The sequence below is a fragment of the Blautia sp. AF34-10 genome, assembly GCF_003477865.1.
Classification (GTDB): Bacteria; Bacillota; Clostridia; order Lachnospirales; family Lachnospiraceae; genus Fusicatenibacter; species Fusicatenibacter saccharivorans.
Genome location: NZ_QUED01000001.1, coordinates 74,035 through 93,203, shown reverse-complemented (window position 1 = coordinate 93,203; position 19,169 = coordinate 74,035). Strand labels below are relative to the sequence as shown.

The window sequence follows — 19,169 nt, the reverse complement described above, 5'->3', positions numbered from 1 at the left end:
AATGGCAAACTATGTATTTGGAATCGATGTTGGGGGTACTTCAGTGAAATGCGGAATGTTCCAGACAGACGGAACTCTGTTGGAAAAATGGGAAATCCCGACCCGCACCGAAAACGGCGGAAGCGAAATTCTGCCGGATATCGCAAAAAGCGTAAAAGCAAAAATGGCTGAGAAGGGTATCGCAGCAGATGATGTTGCCGGTGTCGGCATTGACGTACCTGGCCCGGTTAATGACAAAGGTGAGCTTTCCATCGCAGTCAACCTGAACTGGGGATATAAAAATATCGTAAAAGAGCTTTCCGACGAACTCGGCGGAATGGCAGTAAAAGCAGCAAACGACGCAAACGCAGCAGCTCTCGGTGAGATGTGGGCAGGCGGCGGAAAGGGAAGCAAGAACCTGGTTATGGTTACCCTTGGAACCGGTGTCGGCGGCGGAATCATCGTGGACGGCAAGATCGTAGCAGGTGCTCACGGCGCAGGCGGCGAGGTTGGTCATGCATGTGTTGAGCCGGAAGAAGAAGCGGTCTGCAACTGCGGAAACCACGGATGCCTCGAGCAGATGACATCTGCAACCGGTATCGTTCGTCTGGCAAAGAAATATCTGGCATCCCATGATACTCCGTCTTCTTTAAGAGAAAGAGGAGAGTCCATCAGTGCAAAAGCTGTCTTTGATGCATTAAAAGAAGGCGATGCAGCAGCAGAAGCAATCGTTCAGGAGTTCTCCGAGTACCTCGGAAGAGCACTTGCAGTATTCGCATGCGTTGTTGACCCGGAAGTTATCGTAGTCGGCGGCGGTGTATCCAAAGCAGGCAGATCCTGATCGACGGCGTAGCTAAATACTACCGTGAAGCAGCATTCATCGCATGCAAAGATACCCCGATCGTACTCGCTTCCCTTGGAAACGATGCTGGTATCTACGGCGCAGCAAAAATGCTGATTGACTAATTGATTCAGATGGAAAAAGAAGTATAGAAAAACCGGTCCTGCTGGCATATGCCAGAGGGCCGGTTTTTTGTGCATAGACTTGACTGAAAAAGTTATTCGGAAGAGCCGCTCTCTTCGGACTGCGGCTGTACTTCCGATATCTCCGCCGGGGTATCCGGTTCTGACGGTGCATCAGGCGTCTCCGGTGTGTCAGGAGTCTCTGGTGTGTCAGGAGTCTCCGGTGTATTAGAAGGCGGATCGGCAGGTGTTTCGGGCGGAGCCGGAGTTTCCTGCGGTGCCTCCGTCGGTGTCGGGGTTGCCTGCGGAGTTGATGCTGCAGAAGGGGTTCTGGTCGGCGTCGGTGTTGAGGCCGGCGCGGTGTAGTGGCCCTTGCAACGCTCGGTCGGCAGATCGGATACCGCAAAGTATTCGGTGATGGACGGGCAGCTTGAGCGGGCGAGCAGGCCGGTCTTCGTACAGATCGTTGCCTCCTGTACTGTTGCGGAAGTTTCGAAATCCATATCGGCAAGGCTTCGTGGATTTCATTCATGACCTTTGCCCAGAGACGTTTGTGGAATTCACGGTCGCTCTCCGGAAACTCCGCGTGTGTATCATACGTTGCCCAGATGGCAGCGGTATAATATGGTGTAAAGCCTGCAAAGACGAGATCCTTGGCCTCATTCGTCGTACCGGTTTTTCCGGCTGCGTGCATATTGTCGAGGCGGGCGGCAACACCGGTACCTTTTTCCAGAACATCCTCCATGACATTGGTGAGGAGGGAGGCAGTGCTTGCCTTGAAGACCTGCGTTGCCTTGTTTTCTGTGTTGTCAATTAAAACATTTCCCTTGCTGTCGGTAACCTTTGTGTAGAACACCGGCTTGCGGTACTGGCCGCCGTCTGCGATTGCCGCGTAGGCTGCCGTCAGTTCGAGATCACTGACACCGTAGGTGATACCGCCGAGAGCCAGCGGCTGGATCACATCGTATTCCTCGGAGAGTTTGGAAAAACCAAGCTTCTTCAGATAATCAAAGCCGACCTTCGGCGTAAGCTCGGTCAGTACCTTGACGGCCGGGATATTGATGGAATTGATGATCGCCTGGCGGACGGTAACATCACCATGGTAGGTAAGATCCGAGTTCTGCAGCGGTGTGCCGTCACTGTAGTTGAACGGCTCATCCTTAATTACCGTAGCGAGTGTAATCTTTCCAAGGTCGAGCGCCGGTCCGTACGCGGAAAGAATCTTGAACGTGGAACCCGGCTGGGAATAATTATCGGTTGCGCGGTTGAAGGTAAGACTTGCTGTTTTTTCGCCGCGTCCGCCGACGATGGCTTTCACGTAACCGGTGCGCTGGTCCATAACGGTCATGCACGCCTGCGGCTGCGGGGTGAAGCTGCTGCGCTCGGCAACAATCGTATCGCCCTCCTGCATGATAGCGGCTTTGTACTGGTCGATATAGCTCTGTGCCTCCTCCTGGGAGTCAAAGAGCAGATCGAAATTCGGATCGCTGTTGCGGAAGTAGAGCTGCAGCATCTCTTTGCTGTAGTTCTGTACCTCGCCGTCTGCCTGCTCTACGGTGAGCGCCCAGTCGAGACCGATCTGCGTGTTCGCCGGGAAGTTCTCCGGATTCTGGAATTCCGTATCGAGAATCGACTGCATGTAGGAATCCTGTGTGGTATAGATTTTGAGGCCGCCGCTGTAGACAACGTTCTTTGCCTGCACTTCGGTGTAGCCTTTCTGTACCATCAGATCGTTGATCAGGTTGGTGATGACTTCATCGATAAAGTAGGAGTACGGCGCGCTCTCCGCCTGGGACTGCGTGTGCATGGCGATGCGGTCGTAAACATTGTCGTTCATGGCAATGGTGTATTCTTCTTCGGTGATGTAGCCCTGCTCTTTCATGTTGTTCAGGATCTTGTCGCGGCGCTGCTGGTTTTTCTCCGGGTGGTTTTTCGGATTATATGCCGTCGGCGCCTTTGGAATTGCGGCAAGAACGGCGCATTCAGAGAGCGTCAGATCTTTTGCATCCTTTCCGAAATACGTCTGCGCTGCCGTCTGGACACCGTAGCAGCCGGAACCTAAGTTGATCGTATTCAGATAATTTTCCAGAATAACGTCTTTGGCGTTTTCACCCTCTGCGGTCAGTGTTTTTTCCAGCTTCAGCGCCAGGTACTGTTCCTGGATCTTCCGCTTGAAGCTCTGCATCCGCGTCTCTTCCATCCAGTCAGTGAAAACATTGTTTTTTAAGAGCTGCTGTGTGATCGTGCTGGCGCCCTCGGTAAAATGAAAGCCGTGGCTGACGCCGACAACGAAAGCACGGATGATACCGCTCGGATCGATGCCGTTGTGCTCATAAAAACGGGCATCCTCAACCGCGACGATCGCGTGCTGCATATCGAGCGGAATCTCCTCAATCGAAATCGAGACACGGTTTCCCTGAGCCCCGGTCAGCTTCTGTACCTGGTTGCCGTCAGCATCGTAGATAAACGACGCGTTGCCGAGCGGCATGATATTTGCCTCCGAGATATCAGGGGCACTGTCAATCACGCCGCGGACAGCGCCGATCACAAGCCCGGCACCGCAGACGAGAACGACAAGAAGAAGACAGAACGCGATGCGCAGCGCCGTCACGCCGGCCGTCTTTTCAATCTTTCCGTAATGGGACCGCAGATCTTCACGTTTGTCTTCCAGATGACTTTTTCCAAAGTGCATATAGAAAATCCTCCTTATGTCATGTTCCTGCAAAACTGATTTAGTTCAGTAATCAATGGTGTTCCTGCCCTGCAAAAAGCAGGGTATACTTATTTTTATTATACCAAACAAAGGGCTGGAATAAAAGTATTTCTGAAAAGAATGCTGATTTTTCAGAAATGATATGGTAAGATAGGTACATATTTGGATGAAGGAGTAAGAATATATGATCGATCAGTTTCGGACGGTTTACCGGGGGGGAACCGGGGAAATCGTGGAGAAGAAATCACGTTTTATTGCGACGGTGCGTCTAGTGGAATCTGAGGAGGAGGCACTTTCCTGCCTGGAAGCTCTTCGGAAAAAATACTGGGATGCGCGGCATAACTGTTTTGTGTATATTATTGGAGAAAATCAGGAGACGGTGCGCTGCAGCGACGACGGGGAGCCTTCCGGCACGGCAGGGCGGCCGATGCTCGATGTGGTACAGGGAGCAGGCCTCCGCAATGTGCTTGTTGTGGTGACGCGGTATTTCGGCGGTACGCTGCTGGGAACGGGCGGCCTGGTGCGCGCGTACTCGCAGGCGGTGCAGGAGGGGCTGGCAAACAGTGTTCTGATTGACGAGATCTGCGGCGTGCGGCTGTTGATTGAGACGGATTACAACGGCATCGGTAAAATCCAGTATCTGCTCGGCCAGCGGGGGATTCCGATTCTGGAATCCGAGTACACCGATCAGGTGAAAATCCGCGTTCTCGTTCCGAAAACGGAGGTGGACCGTCTCTGCGCGGAGATTACCGAGGGGACGAACGGAAAGGCAAAACTGGAAAAAGAAGAGGAGCTGTACTTTGCGCAGAACGACGGAGAGCTGATCTTCGGGGATGCGCTGACGCAGTATAAGAATCTGGAGGCAGAAGAATTAGGATAAAGGAGGATGCGACATGAGGTTTCCGGAAAATCTGAAAAAGGGCGGAACGATCGGCTTTGTGGCACCATCGTTTGGATGCACAACAGAGCCATACAAGTCCGCGTTTGCAAATGCACAGAAAAAATGGAAAGAGATGGGATATCAGCTGGATCTTGGGCCAAACTGCTATGCAGAGCACGGCATCGGAATCAGCGCGGCACCGGAGGAGTGCGGAAAAGAGCTGACGGAATATTATGTCAGTGAGAAGAATGACTGTCTGATTTCCTGCGGCGGCGGAGAGCTGATGTGCGAGGATCTCGATTACGTGGATTTTGAAAAGATCAGAAAGGCACCGGCGAAATGGTATCTCGGCTATTCTGACAATACGCATTTTACGTATCTTCTGCCGACCATCTGCGATACGGCGGCTGTTTACGGTCCGTGTGCGAGTGATTTCGGCATGGAGCCGTGGCATAAATCCGTAGCGGATGCGTTTGGCGTACTGACGGGAGAAGTGCGTACCGTCCGCGGCTATGAGGGATGGGAAAGAGACGATGCGAAGGGCAGAAGCGAGGAAAATCCGTATCTGCCGTACCAGATTACAGAACCGCGCGTTCTGCGCCGCTTCCCGGATGCGGACAGTGCATTTGAGGGACGGCTCATCGGCGGCTGTCTCGACTGTCTCGTCAACATTCTTGGAACGAAGTACGACGGAACGGTTGATTTTGTGGAAAAATATAAAGAGGACGGTTTTGTCTGGTTTCTGGAAGCGTGCGATCTGAACGTCTTTGCGATCCGCCGCGCAATCTGGCAGATGGAGCACGCCGGCTGGTTCCAATATGTGAAAGGCTTTCTGATTGGCCGCCCGCTGCAGTTCGGACAGAAATTCGGGGAACTCGACCAGTACCGCGCCGTGACGGATCTGCTTGGAAAATGCAACGTGCCGATCGTGATGGATCTCGACATCGGACACCTTCATCCGGCGATGCCGCTGATCGTCGGAAGTTATGCGAAGGTGGCCGTGGAAGGAAATGAGATTGAAATTAAGATGGAGTGCCGTTAGAACGCTTTTGAAAAATATTTTCTCGAGCGGCAGGGCAGAGCCTGTGGGAAAATGTCTGCGCGCGTAGAAGAACTATCGGCGCATCCGGCAGATGCCGCGGAGCTTTTTGACATCGAGAATCGTGACCGTGCCGCGGGAGAGTGCGACGATGCCGTCTTTCTCGAACGACTTTAAGGTGCGGGAAACGACCTCTCTGGCACTGCCGAGGTTCCGCGCGATCTGTTCGTGCGTGGTGGAGAGCACCGGGGAACCGGTGCGGATGCGTTCATCCTCGAGATATCCGGCAAGGCGCTGGTCAAGCCGCGTAAAGAGGAGCTGGCCCATCGCCCACATGACTTCGGAAAAATGCTCCGTTGTTTCCCGGTAAATGTAGTTTTCAACGTAAATATTCTGATTCAACAGTCTGCGGAACGTGCTGGCCGGAGTGATGAGAACTTTCGTCTCCTCCTCGGCCTCAATCAGAATATCAAAGCTGATTTCCTGCATTGCACAGGAGGCAGACAGCGTGCAGACTTCGCCGGGACCGGTGGTAAACAGGGTAATTTCCCGCTGCTCGCCGGACTGGATAAAGATGCGGAGCTTGCCGGAGAGGACAAGCAGAACGCCGAGACAGTCATCGTCGCAACTGTAGAGAAAATCGCCGCGCTGATACGTCGTCAGGACGGAAGAGAGCACGAGTGTCTGCTGTTCATCGGCGGTAAGCTTTGAATAAAATGGATAATTCTCCTGAAAACAGGATTCCAGAAAAGATGACATAAATAAAACTCCTTTCGGAAGAAGAACGTTCTTTTGTAAACTACGGCAGCAGCCGTTTCTTTCATGATAGAAAAGAACAGAAAGAAATGCAAGAAAAAACGTATCGGTTTTTGTGCCGATACGTTTTTCTGCATTTCCAATATTACGCTGTTTATTTTACAGAGTTAATCAGTTCTTCCAGCTCCTCATAGGAAACGGCGCCGACGTTTTTCTTTACGAGCTCGCCGTTTTTGAAGAAAGCGAGGGTCGGAACGCTCATGACTTTAAAGGATCTTGCCAGCTCCGGTGCTTCGTCAACGTCTACTTTGTAGAACTGGATCTCCGGCATATCCTCAGCTGCCTCTTCGATGACCGGGGCGAGCATTTTGCACGGTCCGCACCAGGTAGCAAAGAAATCAACAACGGCAACGCCAGGTGCTGCCTGCAGAGCTTTTTCAAAGTTTTCGGATGTAACATGAATTAATGACATAATAGAAGTCCTCCTTTTTTAAAACGGGATTTTTTATTTCCCGGTAAGTGTTTTTCTGTTGTGACTGTAGAATACCACAGCAGAACGGGAAGTTCTGTGACTAAGTCACAAAATGATTTCTTATTTTTTATTTCGGTTCTTTTCCCTGGCGGAAGCATTCGATCATTTCACCGGTCAGACTGATGAGGTTCGGCGTCTCCGGAAGAGAATCGCGGTCAAACCATTCGGCAACGGAGAGTTCCTCGCGGTCGAGGGTAATGGACGGATCGCCGTCCACATCGCAGTAAAATCCGGCGAGCAGCGAGCGCTGAAGGACCACGGCTGACTCTTATAGTATCTCAGATTTTTGACCTTTAATCCGACTTCTTCCATGACTTCACGGTGCACCGTCTGTTCCAGCGTCTCACCGACCTCGGTATAGCCGGCCACGAGGGCGTACTGGCGGTGGCTGCTGTGGGAAGGTGCGTACTTCGTGAGCAGCAGGCGGTCACCATCAGTGATGGCGACAATGACGCTTGGGCAGATCACCGGATAGGAGAGTGCGCCGCAGGACGGGCACTGCATCGCACGTTCATTTCCGGGCGCGTGCATCTTGGTTCCGCAGCGGCCGCAGTAGGTGTGGTCTGTGTACCAGGTATGGATCTGGTAGCCGGTGATGCCGGCGAATCCGAGCCATCCCGGAACGGCGCGGCGCAGAATCAGTGTGTTTTCATATTTCCAGATATCAAATTCCGAAAGCTGCGGGCGGCGCAGTTCATAGTAATTGGTTTCGTCGATACGGAACAGAAATTTTGCTTTTTCCCGGATTTCCGGGAAAACAGGTGCAATTTCTGCAATCGAAGGATAGCGGATCTGCGGATCTTCAAAATTGCACAGAATTGTGTGATGACCGTAGATGAAAACGAGATCGGTATCGTTCGGTGTGGAAGGGTGGTAATCTACATAATATTTATGCGGAGCGATATCCTGAATCATAAGAACTCCTTTCCTTGGTAAAAAAGTTTTTGATAAAACAAAAAACCGAAATTCCTGTGAAGAAATTTCGGTAATAAAAAGAGCGCGAGACGGGATTCGAACCCGCGACCCCAACCTTGGCAAGGTTGTACTCCACCCCTGAGCCACTCGCGCATATACATCTTTTTGGATGAAGCGGGTGATGGGAATCGAACCCACGTATCCAGCTTGGAAGGCTGGTGTTCTACCATTGAACTACACCCGCAGATGATGGGCACTGATTTTTTTCTCTGTCTTGTTGACTGCCGTGCCTCACTGACAAAACGTATTCTACAGGAAAGCTGAGAAAAAGTCAACCCCTTTTTTGAAAAAAATTAAAAAATTTTCAAAACACTGAAAAAGGAGAAAATTCAGGGTGAAAGGGGCGTGAAAATGTCCGCAAAGATCAGCCTTGTTCCAGAACGGGAAATGTACTATAATAGAAAAACGGAAAAGCAAAAAAGGGGGAATTTCCCTATGCAGGAAAATGGAACAGAACTTCTGGTTTGCTGCACCGGTTGTCAGAGCTGTATGCCGTGCATGGTAAAAATCAACATCCCGGGTTTGTTTGCGCTTTACAACCGGACAGCGACGGAAGGCGTCGAAGCGGTTCGTGCAGAGTATGAGCGTCAGGACAAACGTGCCGATGACTGCATCAACTGTTATCGCTGTGAAAAGCAGTGCCCGCAGCACCTCGGGATCGGCATTCTGATGCAGGATATCGCGGAAACCTTCGGAGAATAGGAAAAAAGGAGCATCTGTGCAATTTAAAGAAGCATTCTAATCTTTCTATAAAATATTTTGGGAAAAACTGGACTTATCTGAAAAATTTGATATAATAGAAAGGTAGTGACAGGGAAATTTTATGCTAAAATCTGGAAAGAAGAGCCCTGTCAATTCTTATGGGAGGAAAAATACATGGATGCCATTGATTATAAGATTCTGAAGATATTGCAGAAAAATGCCCGCGAGACGGCTTCCAATATCAGCAAAGAGATTCATTTATCGGTTTCTGCAGTCATCGAGAGAATCCGTAAAATGGAAGAAACCGGAGTGATTAAAGAATACACCATTATTGTAGACGAAAAGAAAACGGGAAATGAGATGACCGCGCTGATGGAAGTCAGCCTGGAGCATCCGAAGTTCTTTGACAGTTTTGCAGATGCGATCCAGAAACTGGAGTACATCGTATCCTGCTATTATCAGACCGGAGATTTTGATTTGATTATCCGCATTTCCTGTCACTCATCCGACGAACTCGAAGAAATCCACCGCCAGGTGATGAGCCTTCCGGGCGTCGATGCGACAAGAACGCATGTAGTGCTGAAAAATGTAAAAAATATCTATTCCGCCATCCGCAGACCGGACAAATAAAAACCGGCATAGCCGGAATCTGATACGAGAGCGTGTCTGAAAATAATCCGAAAGAGTTTTCAGGCACGTTTTGGCGTCTCAGAAAAAGTACGGAAAGAAAGAAGGAAAAAAGTGAACAGATACTTACGCTGTTATGCAGAGATTTCACTCGAAGCGATCGGGCATAACATCAGAGAAGTGAAAAAAAGACTACCGGAGGGCGTGAAACTCCTTGGCGTTGTAAAAGCGAACGCCTACGGCCACGGTGCCGTTCCGGTAGCATCCTATCTGGAAAACCAGGTTGATTATTTTGCAACCGCAACCATCGAGGAGGCTGTCGAGCTCAGAGAAAACGGCATTTCCGCGCCGATCCTGATTCTCGGCTACGTGTCCCCGTCCCAGTACGGCGACCTTGTGGAATACGACATCACTCAGACGATCGACAGCTACGCACAGGCACTTGCCCTCGAAAAAGAGGCAGCACGCCAGAACCGGAAAGCAAAAGCACACCTCGCGGTCGATACCGGCATGACGCGGATCGGCTTCCAGGTGACAGAGCACGATGCGGATGAGGCGGCAAAAATCGCGGATCTTCCGCACATCGAGCTGGAAGGTATGTTTACGCATTTCTCCTGCGCCGATCAGGAAGACAAGACGTACTGTTCGATGCAGATGGAAAAATATGATAAGATGACGGCACTTTTAGCAGAGCGCGGCGTGACGATTCCGCTTCGCCATATCTGCAACTCCGCCGGAATCATGGAATTTGACGATCACCACTTTGAGATGGTGCGTTCCGGTATCATCACCTACGGCATTTACCCATCCGAGGAGGTAAAAAAAGAGCGCCTCGATCTGATCCCGGCGCTTTCATGGAAGAGCCATGTCATCCATGTGAAGGAAGTCGGCCCGGGCATCGGCGTCAGCTACGGTGCCACGTATGTGACCGAGAAACCGATGACACGGATCGCAACTGTTTCAGCCGGCTATGCAGACGGCTATCCGAGAGCTCTCTCGAACCAGGGCTGTGTGCTGATCCACGGGAAAAAAGCACCGATCATCGGAAGAATCTGTATGGATCAGATGATGGTGGACGTGACCGACATCCCGGATGTGCAGGTGGAGGACGTTGTAACGCTTGTCGGAACCGACGGGGATGAGACCATCACGATCGAAGAGATCGCCAACCCGGCGGCACGTTTCGATTACGAGATGCTCTGCGATATCAGCAGCCGTGTAACAAGGGTTTATAAATAGTTATCCAAAATAGAAAAATCAAAGTCTCCGAAGACGGAAAAAAGCAGAATCTGCTGACCGTTTCGGAGACTTTTTTGTGTTGGAACAGGTTTTCTGGATTATTTAACCGGTGCGGGTTGACAGGCGGTGCCGGAGTATGGTAGGATACCAATTAGTTTAGCGTAGTACAGTGATAACATGATCACGTAGAAAAGGAGAAGATTATTATGAAAAAGAAAATGGTTAGCATTTTGACAGCAGCCTTTTGTGTATCTGCCCTGCTGGCTGGCTGCGGCTTTGCAGACACAGCAAAAACATCCGCCTCATCAGCAGGAGCAGCATCCTCTTCCACAGACGGAACGACAACCTTTACCGTAGGCTTCGATGCAGAATACCCGCCGTACGGCTACATGGACGATGAGACCGGCGATTACACCGGATTTGACCTGGAGCTCGCCGAGGCAGTCTGCGAGATTTACGGCTGGAAGCTGGTAAAAACCCCGATCAACTGGGATGCGAAAGATACCGAGCTGAATTCTGGTGCGATTGACTGCATCTGGAACGGCTTTACCATGAACGGCAGAGAGGACGATTACACCTGGTCCGATCCGTACGTGGACAACAGCCAGGTGATGGTCGTATGTGAGAATTCCGGCATCAACAGCCTGTCCGATCTGGCAGGAAAGACGGTTGGTGTGCAGGCAGCATCCGCAGCACTCGATCTTTTACAGAGTGAGGAAGAAGGCGGTCAGAAAGAACTCGCCGATACTTTCGCCGCTCTGCAGCAGTTCCCGGATTACAACAATGCGTTTGTAGAGCTTCAGGCAGGTTCCATCGATGCGGTTGCCATGGATATCGGCGTTGCCAAATATCAGCTGGAAAGCCGCGGAGAAGGATACAAAATCCTCGACGAGTACCTGAACTCTGAGAAATATGCGATCGGATTCAAAAAAGGAAATACCGAGCTCTGCGATAAAGTAAACGAGGCCTGCAGCAGGTTCTGGCCGACGGAACATTCGACAAGCTCGCAGAAAAATACGGAATCGCAGACATGGTGTGTCTGGAGAAAAAAGGAGAGTAAAGCAGCATGAAGTTGTCCATAATTCTATCACAGCTTAGTACCGGAATGGCGGGAACGATCTCGATATTTGTCCTGACGCTCGTATTTTCCCTGCCGCTCGGTCTGCTGATCGCCTTCGGGCGTATGTCGAAAAACCGGATTGTGAGCGGAATTTTCCGGCTCTATATCTCCCTGATGCGCGGCACGCCTCTGATGCTGCAGCTCATGGTGGTTTACTTCGGACCGTTCTATCTGTTCGGTATGAACATCGGAAAATGGCGCTTTCCGGCGATTATCACCGGATTTGCCTTAAACTACGGCGCCTATTTTGCAGAAATCTACCGCTCCGGCATCGTTTCGATGGATCGTGGACAGTACGAGGCAGCAAAGCTTCTTGGTTATTCGAAGGGACAGACGTTTGTCCGAATTATTCTGCCGCAGGTTGTGAAACGGATTCTGCCGGCGATCACCAATGAGGTGATTACGCTGGTCAAGGATACGTCGCTGGCCTTTTCCATTTCCTATGTGGAAATGTTCACGATCGCAAAACAGATCGCGGCGGCCAAGACCACGATGGTTCCGTTCGTCGCCGCCGGTATTTTCTACTACATCTTCAACTTTGTCGTGGCGTGGGTGATGGAACTTTTGGAAAAGAAATTTTCTTATTATCATTAACTATAGAAGAGAGCGGAAAACGATATGATTTATCTGGAAATGAACCATGTAAGAAAGAGCTTTGGGGATCTCGAAGTGTTAAAAGATATTTCCCTCAAAGTAGAAGAGGGCGAGGTGCTCTCGATCATCGGCCCGTCGGGATCGGGAAAATCGACGCTGCTGCGGTGTGCGGCGATGCTGGAGACGATGGATGGCGGTGACCTGACGTATCTTGGCGAGCAGGCAGTCACCATGCAAAATGGAAAATCCGTTTATGCAAAGCCGGCCGTGCTGCGGAAAATTCAGGAAAACTTTGGAATGGTATTCCAGAGCTTCCACCTGTTTCCACATTATGATGTGATGAAAAACCTCTGCGATGCGCCGATTCATGTGCAGAAACGCAACCGTGCGGAGGTGGAAGCACAGGCAGAAGAGCTGCTGCAGAAAATGGGGCTCACAGGAAAAGAAAAGGCGTATCCGTGTCAGCTTTCCGGCGGTCAGTGTCAGAGGGTTGCGATTGCGCGCGCGCTGATGCTGAATCCGAAGGTGCTCTTTTTTGATGAGCCGACTTCGGCGCTCGACCCGGAGCTGACAGGCGAGGTGCTGAAGGTCATCAAATCTCTTGCGGAGATGAATATGACCATGGTGATCGTTACCCACGAGATGAATTTTGCCCGGGAGATTTCCAACCGCGTCATCTTTATGGAACAGGGCGTGATCGCCGTGGAAGGAACGCCGGACGAAGTCTTCGATTCCGAAAATGCCAGAATGCAGGGCTTTTTGGGAAAATTTCGTGAGAAGTAACGACGTTGCACTTGCCTAAAAAAACAACATGCGTTATACTAGAGCGTGGTTGAAACGTATTTCAAACACGCTCTTTATACGTCCCATTCTGTTTTTGGGAATGAAAAAGAGCGGGGATAAAAGAGAAACCGAATACACATTTTGACAAGAAAAGGAGAATCGTGTCTATGAGCGGAACTGACAGATATGTAAGCCCTCTTTCCGAACGTTATGCAAGCAAGGAGATGCAGTACATCTTCTCCCCGGATATGAAATTCCGTACCTGGAGAAAGTTATGGATTGCGCTGGCTGAGACAGAAAAAGAACTGGGACTTTCTATTACAGATGAGCAGATCGAAGAACTGAAAGCAAATGCCGAGAACATCAACTACGATGTGGCAAAAGAAAGAGAGAAAGTCTGCCGTCATGACGTAATGTCCCATGTGTATGCCTACGGCGTACAGTGTCCGAAAGCAAAAGGAATCATCCATCTGGGAGCAACCAGCTGCTACGTAGGCGACAATACCGATATCATTGTCATGAACGAAGCCTTAAAGCTGGTGAAGAAAAAACTGGTGAACGTTATCGCTGAGCTGGCAAAATTTGCGGATACCTACAAAGACCAGCCGACCCTTGCCTTCACCCACTTCCAGCCGGCACAGCCGACCACCGTCGGAAAACGTGCAACCCTGTGGATGCAGGAGTTCTTAATGGACCTTGAAGATCTCGAGTATGTACAGAGCACCTTAAAGCTGCTCGGCTCCAAAGGAACAACAGGCACACAGGCAAGCTTTTTAGAGCTGTTCGAAGGAGATCAGGAGACCATCGACAAGATCGATCCGATGATCGCTGAGAAAATGGGCTTCAAGAACTGCTATCCTGTTTCCGGACAGACGTATTCCAGAAAAGTCGATACGAGAGTATTAAACGTTCTGGCAGGCATTGCGGCAAGCGCAACGAAATTCTCCAACGATATCCGTCTTCTGCAGCACTTAAAAGAAGTCGAGGAACCGTTCGAGAAAGGACAGATCGGATCTTCCGCCATGGCATATAAGAGAAATCCGATGAGAAGCGAGCGTATCGCATCCCTGTCCCGTTATGTGATCACCGATGCATTAAATCCGGCCATCACCTCTTCTGTACAGTGGTTTGAGAGAACCCTCGATGACTCTGCAAACAAGAGACTTTCCATTCCGGAAGGCTTCCTTGCCATCGACGGTATCCTGGATCTGTGCATGAACGTCGTAGACGGACTTGTGGTTTATCCAAAGGTTATCTTAAAACACATGATGGCAGAGCTTCCGTTTATGGCAACTGAGAATATCATGATGGATGCGGTAAAAGCAGGCGGCGACCGTCAGGAGCTGCATGAGAGAATCCGCGAGCTGTCCATGATCGCCGGAAAACATGTCAAAGAGGAAGGCCGCGATAATGATCTTCTGGATCTGATCGCAGCGGATGAGATGTTCCATCTGACCAAAGAAGAGCTGGAAAAGACGATGGATCCGTCCAAATACACAGGCCGCGCATCCGTACAGGTTGACGCATTCCTGAAGAACGTAGTTAATCCGGTGCTTGAGGCAAACAAAGAGGCACTTGGCATGACTGCGGAAATCAACGTCTGATGCGTTTGATAAACAGAAATAATAAAAAAACAAATTTTATAAGTAATAATAAGTTTTACTTATGAAGAAAACATGGTATACTATGCATGAACGGCCGAAACAAAGAGGCCGCAAGTATACGTTGAATTAGGAGGATGTCACATGATTAAGGCAGTAGTAGGAGCAAACTGGGGAGACGAGGGAAAAGGTAAGATTACCGATATGCTCGCAAAAGAGGCAGACATTATTGTCCGTTTCCAGGGTGGTGCGAATGCAGGCCATACCATTGTAAACAACTATGGAAAGTTTGCACTTCATACCCTTCCATCCGGCGTATTTTACAGCCACACAACAAGCGTAATCGGAAACGGTGTTGCACTCAATATTCCGGTTCTGATCAAAGAGTTAAATGAGATCGTTTCGAAGGGAGTGCCGGCACCGAAGATCAAAATTTCCGACCGTGCACAGATGGTAATGCCGTACCACATCCTGTTCGATCAGTATGAGGAAGAGCGTCTGGGCGGAAAATCCTTTGGTTCCACCAAATCCGGTATCGCTCCGTTCTACTCAGATAAATATGCAAAAATCGGTTTCCAGGTAAACGAGTTGTTCGACGATGAGCACCTGAAAGAGAAACTGAAATCCGTATGCGAAACCAAGAACATTCTGCTCGAGCATCTGTATCACAAACCGCAGTTAAATCCGGATGAGATCTATGCAGAGCTGATGGAATACAAAAAAATGGTTGAGCCATACGTATGCGATACTTCCGCATTCCTGTGGAACGCGATTCAGGAAGGCAAGGAGATCCTGCTTGAGGGTCAGCTTGGTTCCTTAAAAGACCCGGATCACGGAATTTACCCGATGGTAACTTCTTCTTCCACACTGGCCGGCTACGGCGCAGTAGGAGCAGGTGTTCCGCCATATGAAATCAAGAAAATCGTAACCGTATGCAAAGCTTACTCCAGCGCAGTAGGAGCAGGTGCTTTCGTTTCCGAGATCTTCGGCGATGAGGCAGATGAGCTCAGAAGACGCGGCGGAGACGGCGGAGAGTTCGGTGCAACCACAGGCCGCCCGAGACGTATGGGATGGTTCGACTGTGTTGCTTCCCGTTACGGCTGCAGAATGCAGGGTACCACCGATGTAGCGTTCACCGTACTTGACGTACTTGGCTATCTGGATGAGATTCCGGTCTGCACAGCATACGAAGTAGACGGAAAAGAAATCCACGATTTCCCGAACACCAGCATTCTTGAGAAAGCAAAACCGGTTCTGAAAACCCTTCCGGGATGGAAATGCGATATCCGCGGCATCAAGAAATACGAGGATCTGCCGGAGAACTGCAGAAACTACATCGAGTTTGTAGAGAAAGAAATCGGATTCCCGATCACCATGATCTCCAACGGACCGGGAAGAGACGATATCATTTACCGCAATAAATAATTTAGGCGGTTTTTAGAGGATTTTTATGAAAAAAGCAGGACAGCTTCTCGCAGTTCTGACAGCGGCTTCCGTGCTGCTGTCGGGCTGTGAGAAGTTAAAAGATGTGACAACGACATCTGTCTATGTGAGCAAAAATGGTGTTGTGACAGAAGCCATTGTGGAAGATTACAGCAAAGACGATGATTACACGGAAGACGAACTGAAGGTCTTTGTGGAGGATGACATCAAAAAATTCACAGAGGAGCGCGGCGATGCGGATTCCGTGAAGCTGGAAAAATGCCAGATCAAAGAGGACAAGGTGGAGATCAGGATGGAATACGGAGATTACCAGTCCTACGCGGATTATCACGGAGCAGAATTTTTCGCAGGCACGCTGGATGAGGCAGAAGAAGCGGGATATGATTTTTCCGCTTCCTTTGTCGATTCTAAAGGCAATGAGGTTTCAGTCGAAGATGCGGTCAAAGGCGTTAAGCATGTACGCGTGATTGTCTGCGAGGAGCCGCTGGAAATCGTAACGGAAGATCCGGTGCTCTGCGTTTCCGGTACAGCCGTGATCAAAGGAAAAAACACGGTGGATACGGCCGGCGAGTGGACCACAAAGTCCACAGAGAGTGCTTCTGCGTCATCATCAGAGCAGACTAAGACAGAAGAAACAGAGCAGGAATATGAGCAGGACGTTCTTCTTGCCAGTCCTGTTATTGTTGTTTATGGTAAGTAAACAAATAAAATAGAGGAGTAACTAACTATGGAAAAGACAATGGACAAAATTGTGGCAGTAGCAAAATCCAGAGGTTTTGTATATCCGGGTTCCGAAATTTACGGCGGCCTGGCAAATACCTGGGATTACGGCCCGCTCGGTGTTGAGCTGAAAAACAACGTGAAAAAAGCATGGTGGCAGAAATTCGTGATGGAGAGCCCGCACAACGTAGGTGTTGACTGCGCGATCCTGATGAACCCGCAGACATGGGTAGCTTCCGGTCATCTCGGCGGATTTTCCGATCCTCTGATGGACTGTAAAGAGTGCCACGAGCGTTTCCGTGCAGACAAGCTGATCGAAGACTTCTGCGAGGAAAAAGGCATTGAAATCGAAGGCGGCAGTGTAGACGCATGGTCCCAGGAAGAGATGAAGAACTTCATCGAGGAGCATCAGATTCCGTGTCCGTCCTGCGGAAAACATAATTTTACCGATATCCGTCAGTTCAACCTGATGTTCAAAACCTTCCAGGGTGTTACAGAGGATGCGAAGAACACCGTATATCTTCGTCCGGAGACTGCACAGGGTATCTTCGTAAACTTCAAAAACGTACAGCGTACTTCCAGAAAGAAAATTCCGTTCGGAATCGGTCAGATCGGTAAATCTTTCCGTAACGAGATTACACCGGGTAACTTCACCTTCCGTACCCGTGAGTTCGAGCAGATGGAGCTGGAGTTCTTCTGCGAGCCTGGCACCGATCTTGACTGGTTCCAGTACTGGAGAGGCTTCTGCATCAACTGGCTGAAGAGCCTCGGCATGAAAGACGAAGAGATGCGTGCAAGAGACCATTCTCCGGAAGAGCTGTGCTTCTACAGCAAGGGAACAACCGATATCGAGTTCCTGTTCCCGTTCGGATGGGGCGAGCTGTGGGGAATCGCAGACCGTACCGATTACGACCTGACTCAGCATCAGAATGTATCCGGACAGGATATGACCTATTTCGATCCAGAGAAGAACGAGAAATACATCCCGTATGTTATCGAGCCGTCTCTTGGTGCTGACCGTGTCGTTCTGGCATTCCTGTGCAGCGCTTATGACGAGGAAGTTCTCGACGCAGAGAAGAATGATGTTCGTACCGTGATGCATTTCCATCCGGCACTGGCACCGGTAAAAATCGGTGTGCTTCCGCTTTCCAAGAGCTGAACGAGGGCGCTGAGAAAGTCTTTGCAGAGCTGTCCAAGAAATACAACTGCGAGTTTGATGACCGTGGAAATATCGGAAAACGGTATCGCCGTCAGGATGAGATCGGTACTCCGTACTGCATCACCTACGACTTCGATTCCGAGACCGATGGTGCTGTTACCGTCCGTGACCGTGACACCATGGAGCAGGAGAGAATTAAAATTGAGGATCTCGATGCTTACTTTGCAGATAAATTTACTTTCTAATCTGGCTTTTTAGTCCGGAAAAAGAGTAGAAAAAAAGGATTCCCACTCGAGGGAATCCTTTTTTGTATACTTTGTATTACTCAATAATCGTACCTGTTTTTCCCTGGAATCCGGCGAGTGCGGAATCAATGGAAGTGATGACTGCGGTACGGCCGATGCCTTTCTCGAGGAAAGAAACAGCTGCTTCCATCTTCGGCAGCATGGAGTTTTCTCCGAACTGGCCTTCTGCGATGTATTTCTTCGCGTCAGCAACGGTGATGTGCTCCAGCGGTTTTTCGTCCGGGGTACCGTAGTTGATGGAAACGTTTTCCACGCTGGTCAGGATCATCAGCATGTCTGCGTTCAGCATTTCTGCCATCAGGCCGCTGGTGAGGTCTTTTTCGATGACTGCGGATGCACCCTTTAACTCTTCATTCTGTGGGAGAACCGGGATTCCGCCGCCGCCTGCTGCGATGACAACCTGTCCGGCATCGAGAAGAAGACGGATGGAGTCGATCTCTACGATATCCTGCGGCTTCGGAGCAGCAACGATTCGGCGGTAGCCGTCCTCGGTTTTCGTTACGTAGTTTCCTTTTTCTTCCTCTGCGTCAGCCTCCTCTTTGGTAAGCGTACGGCCGATCAGTTTGACCGGATTGTTGAAGGCATCGTCGTACGGATCTACTTCAACCTGTGTAAGAATCGTGGATGTGGTTTTGAAGATTCCCCTGCGGAGAAGCTCAGCACGGATGGCGTTCTGCAGGTCGTAGCCGATGTAGCCTTCGCTCATAGCGGAGCAGACAGACATCGGGGCTGCGCTGTAGTCGGTGTGCATTTTGCCGAATTCATTCATCGCCATGTGGATCATGCCGACCTGCGGCGCATTGCTGTGGGTGATGACAACATCAGCACCGGCAGCAACGAGATCTGCGATTACTTTTGCGGAACGTTTTACGGCTGCTTTCTGTTCCGGCAGCGTCGTTCCAAGAGCTTTGTGTCCCAGTGCAACAACTATTTTTTTTCTTTTCATTGGAAGATACCTCTCTTTGCAGTTCATAGATTTTGATACGAAAAAACCAGGCATCAATATAGAACTATTATAAAGTTTATGGAGGCAAAAATC

General features: G+C 50.1%; 15 protein-coding genes, 2 tRNA genes and 3 pseudogenes. 13 read left to right on the top strand and 7 right to left on the bottom strand.

Annotated features, from left to right (window positions below):
- Window position 1 precedes the first annotated feature (1 nt).
- A pseudogene (locus tag DWZ60_RS00450) lies at window positions 2-945 on the top strand (ROK family glucokinase).
- Here the strand turns inward: DWZ60_RS00450 and DWZ60_RS00445 are convergent.
- Entirely contained in the window at window positions 857-3,634 is a 2,778-nt protein-coding gene (locus DWZ60_RS00445) for a transglycosylase domain-containing protein (protein ID WP_279220296.1), read from the bottom strand. The pseudogene DWZ60_RS00450 and the gene DWZ60_RS00445 sit on opposite strands and share 89 nt — an antisense overlap.
- 205 nt (window positions 3,635-3,839) lie before the next feature.
- On the opposite strand from DWZ60_RS00445, the gene DWZ60_RS00440 reads away from it, so the two are divergent.
- Together DWZ60_RS00440 and DWZ60_RS00435 are read left to right on the top strand one after the other, a co-directional pair.
- The gene (locus DWZ60_RS00440; RefSeq protein WP_022463129.1) at window positions 3,840-4,535 is read left to right on the top strand and encodes a YigZ family protein; all 696 of its coding nucleotides are present in this window, start codon (window positions 3,840-3,842) and stop codon (window positions 4,533-4,535) included.
- 13 nt (window positions 4,536-4,548) lie between these two features.
- Window positions 4,549-5,577: a S66 family peptidase gene (locus DWZ60_RS00435; RefSeq protein WP_055226999.1), complete on the top strand. Its 1,029-nt coding sequence runs from the start codon at window positions 4,549-4,551 to the stop codon at window positions 5,575-5,577.
- Between the two features lie 72 nt (window positions 5,578-5,649).
- On the opposite strand, the gene DWZ60_RS00430 is transcribed toward DWZ60_RS00435, so the two are convergent.
- The 5 genes from DWZ60_RS00430 to DWZ60_RS00410 form a co-directional block, all read right to left on the bottom strand.
- Window positions 5,650-6,333 carry a Crp/Fnr family transcriptional regulator gene (locus tag DWZ60_RS00430; protein WP_119221110.1) on the bottom strand — a complete coding sequence of 228 codons (684 nt, stop codon included), beginning with the start codon at window positions 6,331-6,333 and terminating at the stop codon, window positions 5,650-5,652.
- Between the two features lie 151 nt (window positions 6,334-6,484).
- Complete coding sequence (trxA, locus tag DWZ60_RS00425) at window positions 6,485-6,802, bottom strand: thioredoxin (RefSeq protein WP_117509658.1); 318 nt, start codon at window positions 6,800-6,802, stop codon at window positions 6,485-6,487.
- A gap of 174 nt (window positions 6,803-6,976) precedes the next feature.
- On the bottom strand, window positions 6,977-7,777 hold the full coding sequence (locus DWZ60_RS00420; protein ID WP_243038156.1) for an NAD(+) diphosphatase: 801 nt from the start codon (window positions 7,775-7,777) through the stop codon (window positions 6,977-6,979).
- Window positions 7,778-7,858: 81 nt separating this feature from the next.
- Window positions 7,859-7,930 (bottom strand) — tRNA-Gly (locus DWZ60_RS00415).
- A 20-nt stretch (window positions 7,931-7,950) separates the two neighbouring features.
- Window positions 7,951-8,021: transfer RNA gene (locus DWZ60_RS00410), tRNA-Gly, on the bottom strand.
- 251 nt (window positions 8,022-8,272) lie between these two features.
- On the opposite strand from DWZ60_RS00410, the gene DWZ60_RS00405 reads away from it, so the two are divergent.
- The 10 genes and pseudogenes from DWZ60_RS00405 (at window position 8,273) to DWZ60_RS00360 (ending at window position 18,070) form a co-directional block, all read left to right on the top strand.
- A complete protein-coding gene (locus tag DWZ60_RS00405; protein WP_158554987.1) occupies window positions 8,273-8,539 on the top strand; it encodes a 4Fe-4S dicluster domain-containing protein in 267 nt (88 codons plus the stop codon).
- Between the two features lie 174 nt (window positions 8,540-8,713).
- On the top strand, window positions 8,714-9,169 hold the full coding sequence (locus DWZ60_RS00400) for an Lrp/AsnC family transcriptional regulator (protein WP_022463135.1): 456 nt from the start codon (window positions 8,714-8,716) through the stop codon (window positions 9,167-9,169).
- 111 nt (window positions 9,170-9,280) lie between these two features.
- Window positions 9,281-10,405, top strand: a complete 1,125-nt coding sequence (gene alr, locus DWZ60_RS00395) for an alanine racemase (protein ID WP_055226992.1) — start codon at window positions 9,281-9,283, stop codon at window positions 10,403-10,405.
- Window positions 10,406-10,611: 206 nt separating this feature from the next.
- Window positions 10,612-11,465, top strand: a pseudogene (locus tag DWZ60_RS00390) (amino acid ABC transporter substrate-binding protein).
- A gap of 6 nt (window positions 11,466-11,471) precedes the next feature.
- Window positions 11,472-12,119: an amino acid ABC transporter permease gene (locus DWZ60_RS00385; protein WP_055226988.1), complete on the top strand. Its 648-nt coding sequence runs from the start codon at window positions 11,472-11,474 to the stop codon at window positions 12,117-12,119.
- Between the two features lie 24 nt (window positions 12,120-12,143).
- On the top strand, window positions 12,144-12,902 hold the full coding sequence (locus DWZ60_RS00380; protein ID WP_117760494.1) for an amino acid ABC transporter ATP-binding protein: 759 nt from the start codon (window positions 12,144-12,146) through the stop codon (window positions 12,900-12,902).
- Between the two features lie 167 nt (window positions 12,903-13,069).
- On the top strand, window positions 13,070-14,506 hold the full coding sequence (purB, locus tag DWZ60_RS00375) for an adenylosuccinate lyase (RefSeq protein ID WP_117760493.1): 1,437 nt from the start codon (window positions 13,070-13,072) through the stop codon (window positions 14,504-14,506).
- Between the two features lie 141 nt (window positions 14,507-14,647).
- Window positions 14,648-15,928, top strand: coding sequence for an adenylosuccinate synthase (locus DWZ60_RS00370; RefSeq protein ID WP_055265795.1), 1,281 nt, complete (start codon window positions 14,648-14,650; stop codon window positions 15,926-15,928).
- 25 nt (window positions 15,929-15,953) lie between these two features.
- Window positions 15,954-16,646 (top strand): hypothetical protein, encoded by a 693-nt coding sequence (locus DWZ60_RS00365; protein ID WP_022463142.1) that lies wholly within the window; start codon window positions 15,954-15,956, stop codon window positions 16,644-16,646.
- A 27-nt stretch (window positions 16,647-16,673) separates the two neighbouring features.
- Window positions 16,674-18,070: pseudogene (locus DWZ60_RS00360) on the top strand (glycine--tRNA ligase).
- A 76-nt stretch (window positions 18,071-18,146) separates the two neighbouring features.
- Here the strand turns inward: DWZ60_RS00360 and arcC are convergent.
- Window positions 18,147-19,076 carry a carbamate kinase gene (arcC, locus tag DWZ60_RS00355; protein WP_022463144.1) on the bottom strand — a complete coding sequence of 310 codons (930 nt, stop codon included), beginning with the start codon at window positions 19,074-19,076 and terminating at the stop codon, window positions 18,147-18,149.
- Window positions 19,077-19,169 lie beyond the last annotated feature (93 nt).